Source organism: Arthrobacter sp. C152, from assembly GCF_054890965.1.
This window is the reverse complement of record NZ_JBTZSU010000068.1, coordinates 1-5,355: the sequence shown is the minus strand read 5'-3', so window position 1 is coordinate 5,355 and position 5,355 is coordinate 1. Positions and strand designations below refer to the sequence as shown.

The following is a 5,355-nucleotide window of genomic DNA, read 5'->3' as shown; positions in this document are numbered from 1 at the left end:
TTTTCTGTGTGGTGTAAGTTGTTGGCCTATTAGTACCGGTCAGCTTCACGAGTCGTTAGTCCTCGCTTCCACATCCGGCCTATCAACCCAGTGGTCTGGCTGGGGGCCTCTCACACATAATGTGTATGGAAATCTCATCTTGAAGCGAGCTTCCCGCTTAGATGCTTTCAGCGGTTATCCCATCCGAACGTAGCTAATCAGCGGTGCACTTGGCAGTACAACTGACACACCAGAGGTTCGTCCGTCCCGGTCCTCTCGTACTAAGGACAGCCCTTCTCAAATTTCCTGCGCGCGCAGCGGATAGGGACCGAACTGTCTCACGACGTTCTAAACCCAGCTCGCGTACCGCTTTAATGGGCGAACAGCCCAACCCTTGGGACCTACTCCAGCCCCAGGATGCGACGAGCCGACATCGAGGTGCCAAACCATGCCGTCGATATGGACTCTTGGGCAAGATCAGCCTGTTATCCCCGAGGTACCTTTTATCCGTTGAGCGACGGCCATTCCACAATGTACCGCCGGATCACTAGTCCCGACTTTCGTCCCTGCTCGAGATGTCTCTCTCACAGTCAAGCTCCCTTGTGCACTTACACTCGACACCTGATTGCCAACCAGGCTGAGGGAACCTTTGGGCGCCTCCGTTACTTTTTAGGAGGCAACCGCCCCAGTTAAACTACCCATCAGGCACTGTCCCTGACCCGGATTACGGGCCGAAGTTAGATGTCCAAAGTGACCAGAGTGGTATTTCAACGATGACTCCACCCGAACTGGCGTCCAGGCTTCAACGTCTCCCACCTATCCTACACAAGCCACTCCGAACACCAATACCAAACTATAGTAAAGGTCTCGGGGTCTTTCCGTCCTGCTGCGCGTAACGAGCATCTTTACTCGTACTGCAATTTCGCCGAGTTTATGGTTGAGACAGCGGGGAAGTCGTTACTCCATTCGTGCAGGTCGGAACTTACCCGACAAGGAATTTCGCTACCTTAGGATGGTTATAGTTACCACCGCCGTTTACTGGGGCTTAAATTCTCAGCTTCGCCATACGGCTAACCGGTCCTCTTAACCTTCCAGCACCGGGCAGGAGTCAGTCCGTATACATCGTCTTGCGACTTCGCACGGACCTGTGTTTTTAGTAAACAGTCGCTTCCCCCTGGTCTCTGCGGCCCCGATCCCCTCCACACCGCGTGGGCGTATCAGGGTTGGGGCCCCCCTTCTCCCGAAGTTACGGGGGCATTTTGCCGAGTTCCTTAACCATAATTCTCTCGATCGCCTTGGTATTCTCTACCTGATCACCTGTGTCGGTTTGGGGTACGGGCGGCTAAAACCTCGCGTCGATGCTTTTCTCGGCAGCATAGGATCACCGAATCCCCCCAAACGGGGGTCCCATCAGATCTCAGGCCCATGAGTGGCGGATTTGCCTACCACTCGCCCTACATCCTTAGACCGGGACAACCATCGCCCGGCTCGGCTACCTTCCTGCGTCACACCTGTTAATACGCTTGCCTCCCGGGATCAGGCCCTGCGCTCCACCAAAACCCTCACACCACAAGGGTGCTCGGGCAGGTTTCGGGCAGTTAGTATCCCCCGCTCAGCATGGGCGGTTTTTCGCCGGTACGGGAATATCAACCCGTTGTCCATCGACTACGCCTGTCGGCCTCGCCTTAGGTCCCGACTTACCCAGGGCAGATTAGCTTGACCCTGGAACCCTTGATCATTCGGCGGACGGGTTTCTCACCCGTCTTTCGCTACTCATGCCTGCATTCTCACTCGTGTAGGCTCCACCACTGGTTTACACCGCAGCTTCACCGCCCACACGACGCTCCCCTACCCATCCAAACACCTGAACCACGAAGGCTTAGCCATGTCTGAATGCCACAACTTCGGCGGTGTACTTGAGCCCCGCTACATTGTCGGCGCGGAATCACTTGACCAGTGAGCTATTACGCACTCTTTTAAGGGTGGCTGCTTCTAAGCCAACCTCCTGGTTGTCTGGGCAACTCCACATCCTTTCCCACTTAGCACACGCTTAGGGGCCTTAGTTGGTGGTCTGGGCTGTTTCCCTCTCGACTATGAAGCTTATCCCCCACAGTCTCACTGCTACGCTCTCACTTACCGGCATTCGGAGTTTGGCTGACGTCAGTAACCTTGTAGGGCCCATTAGCCATCCAGTAGCTCTACCTCCGGAAAGAAACACGCAACGCTGCACCTAAATGCATTTCGGGGAGAACCAGCTATCACGAAGTTTGATTGGCCTTTCACCCCTACCCACAGCTCATCCCCTCCATTTTCAACTGAAGTGGGTTCGGTCCTCCACGACGTCTTACCGTCGCTTCAACCTGGCCATGGGTAGATCACTTCGCTTCGGGTCTAGATCACGCCACTCACACGCCCTATTCAGACTCGCTTTCGCTACGGCTGCCCCACACGGGTTAACCTCGCGACGTAACACTAACTCGCAGGCTCATTCTTCAAAAGGCACGCCGTCACAACTACAAGGCTGCTCCGACGGATTGTAAGCACACGGTTTCAGGTACTGTTTCACTCCCCTCCCGGGGTACTTTTCACCTTTCCCTCACGGTACTGGTCCGCTATCGGTCATTAGGGAGTATTTAGGCTTATCAGGTGGTCCTGACAGATTCGCACGGGATTCCTCGGGCCCCGTACTACTTGGGATACTCTCACAGGCGGCACAAACGCATTACGGTTACGGGACTAACACCCTCTCTGGCCGGCCTTTCAAAACCGTTCACCTATGCGCGCACATCACACCCCACCAGCCCGGCAGAACTGGTATGGAAAGTCCCACAACCCCGACCATGCAACGCCCGCCGGCTATCACACATGGAACGGTTTAGCCTGATCCGCGTTCGCTCGCCACTACTAACGGAATCACTATTGTTTTCTCTTCCTGCGGGTACTGAGATGTTTCACTTCCCCGCGTTCCCCCCACGCACCCTATGTGTTCAGGTACGGGTCACCAGGCAACTCACGCCCCTGGCGGGGTTTCCCCATTCGGACACCCTGGGATCACAGTCCGGTTATCGACTCCCCCAGGCTTATCGCAGATTCCTACGTCCTTCATCGGCTCCTAATGCCAAGGCATCCACCGTGTGCTCTTAAAAACTTGACCACAAAGATCAAAAACAAGCTCACTCGAGAGAACCACGAAACCAACCACACCCAACTCAAACCCCCAAAGGAATCATCATCACGCGCAGCCAGATCCAGGTTCTAAATATCTTGGAAATTGCTTCTTATACAAGATGCTCGCGTCCACTATGTAGTTCTCAAACAACAACCCCACACCACACACCCCACACACCAACAGTGCGTGCCCGGTGCAGCAGGGAAACCAGAAACAAAGTCCCACACAACAGCCCCCACACAAGGAGAACCGCCACATGGTCCTGTTGCCTCAGGACCCAACAGTGTGCCAAAACCAACCACCAGCGCCCCGCCCCACCGTTCCAGAACCCCCGAAAGGATTCGTACTAGAGAAGAACAAGACACCCAGTGCCCGGCAAATTCGTTGATATTCCACCCATGAGCACCCGCCACGGAACATTCGTCCGTGCAACGGGCATGCTTCCTGACAACCCCCACCACCAACATGCGTTCGCGGCGGGTTGTTGTAGGCGCTCCTTAGAAAGGAGGTGATCCAGCCGCACCTTCCGGTACGGCTACCTTGTTACGACTTAGTCCCAATCGCCAGTCCCACCTTCGACAGCTCCCTCCCACAAGGGGTTAGGCCACCGGCTTCGGGTGTTACCAACTTTCGTGACTTGACGGGCGGTGTGTACAAGGCCCGGGAACGTATTCACCGCAGCGTTGCTGATCTGCGATTACTAGCGACTCCGACTTCATGGGGTCGAGTTGCAGACCCCAATCCGAACTGAGACCGGCTTTTTGGGATTAGCTCCACCTCACAGTATCGCAACCCTTTGTACCGGCCATTGTAGCATGCGTGAAGCCCAAGACATAAGGGGCATGATGATTTGACGTCGTCCCCACCTTCCTCCGAGTTGACCCCGGCAGTCTCCTATGAGTCCCCGGCCGAACCGCTGGCAACATAGAACGAGGGTTGCGCTCGTTGCGGGACTTAACCCAACATCTCACGACACGAGCTGACGACAACCATGCACCACCTGTAAACCGGCCCCAAAGGGGAAACCACATTTCTGCGGCGGTCCGGTCCATGTCAAGCCTTGGTAAGGTTCTTCGCGTTGCATCGAATTAATCCGCATGCTCCGCCGCTTGTGCGGGCCCCCGTCAATTCCTTTGAGTTTTAGCCTTGCGGCCGTACTCCCCAGGCGGGGCACTTAATGCGTTAGCTACGGCGCGGAAAACGTGGAATGTCCCCCACACCTAGTGCCCAACGTTTACGGCATGGACTACCAGGGTATCTAATCCTGTTCGCTCCCCATGCTTTCGCTCCTCAGCGTCAGTTAATGCCCAGAGACCTGCCTTCGCCATCGGTGTTCCTCCTGATATCTGCGCATTTCACCGCTACACCAGGAATTCCAGTCTCCCCTACATCACTCTAGTCTGCCCGTACCCACCGCAGATCCGGAGTTGAGCCCCGGACTTTCACGGCAGACGCGACAAACCGCCTACGAGCTCTTTACGCCCAATAATTCCGGATAACGCTTGCGCCCTACGTATTACCGCGGCTGCTGGCACGTAGTTAGCCGGCGCTTCTTCTGCAGGTACCGTCACCTTGCGGCTTCTTCCCTACTGAAAGAGGTTTACAACCCGAAGGCCGTCATCCCTCACGCGGCGTCGCTGCATCAGGCTTCCGCCCATTGTGCAATATTCCCCACTGCTGCCTCCCGTAGGAGTCTGGGCCGTGTCTCAGTCCCAGTGTGGCCGGTCACCCTCTCAGGCCGGCTACCCGTCGTCGCCTTGGTAGGCCATTACCCCACCAACAAGCTGATAGGCCGCGAGTCCATCCAAAACCACAAAAGCTTTCCACCAACCACCATGCGATAGTCAGTCATATCCGGTATTAGACCCAGTTTCCCAGGCTTATCCCAGAGTCAAGGGCAGGTTACTCACGTGTTACTCACCCGTTCGCCACTAATCCCCCCAGCAAGCTGGAGATCATCGTTCGACTTGCATGTGTTAAGCACGCCGCCAGCGTTCATCCTGAGCCAGGATCAAACTCTCCGTTGAAAACAAACAGACACAACCAAAACCAGTGGAAATAACACCCGAAATGGCTGCACAAAATTTGAAACCAGCTAAAAACACCATGCACACCACGGGGTGGCGGCATAGCAAATTCAACCAATTACATACATAATCGGTATCAACAAACATGGCACACTATTGAGTTCTCAAACAACAGACACA

General features: G+C 55.3%; 2 rRNA genes. Both read right to left on the bottom strand.

Annotation, left to right across the window (positions count from 1 at the left end):
• Positions 1-8: 8 nt before the first annotated feature.
• Positions 9-3,133: ribosomal RNA gene (locus ACYSM9_RS21575) — 23S ribosomal RNA — on the bottom strand.
• 516 nt (positions 3,134-3,649) lie between these two features.
• Positions 3,650-5,175, bottom strand: a 16S ribosomal RNA gene (locus ACYSM9_RS21570).
• Together the 16S and 23S rRNA genes form the textbook arrangement of a ribosomal RNA operon.
• Positions 5,176-5,355: the final 180 nt, after the last annotated feature.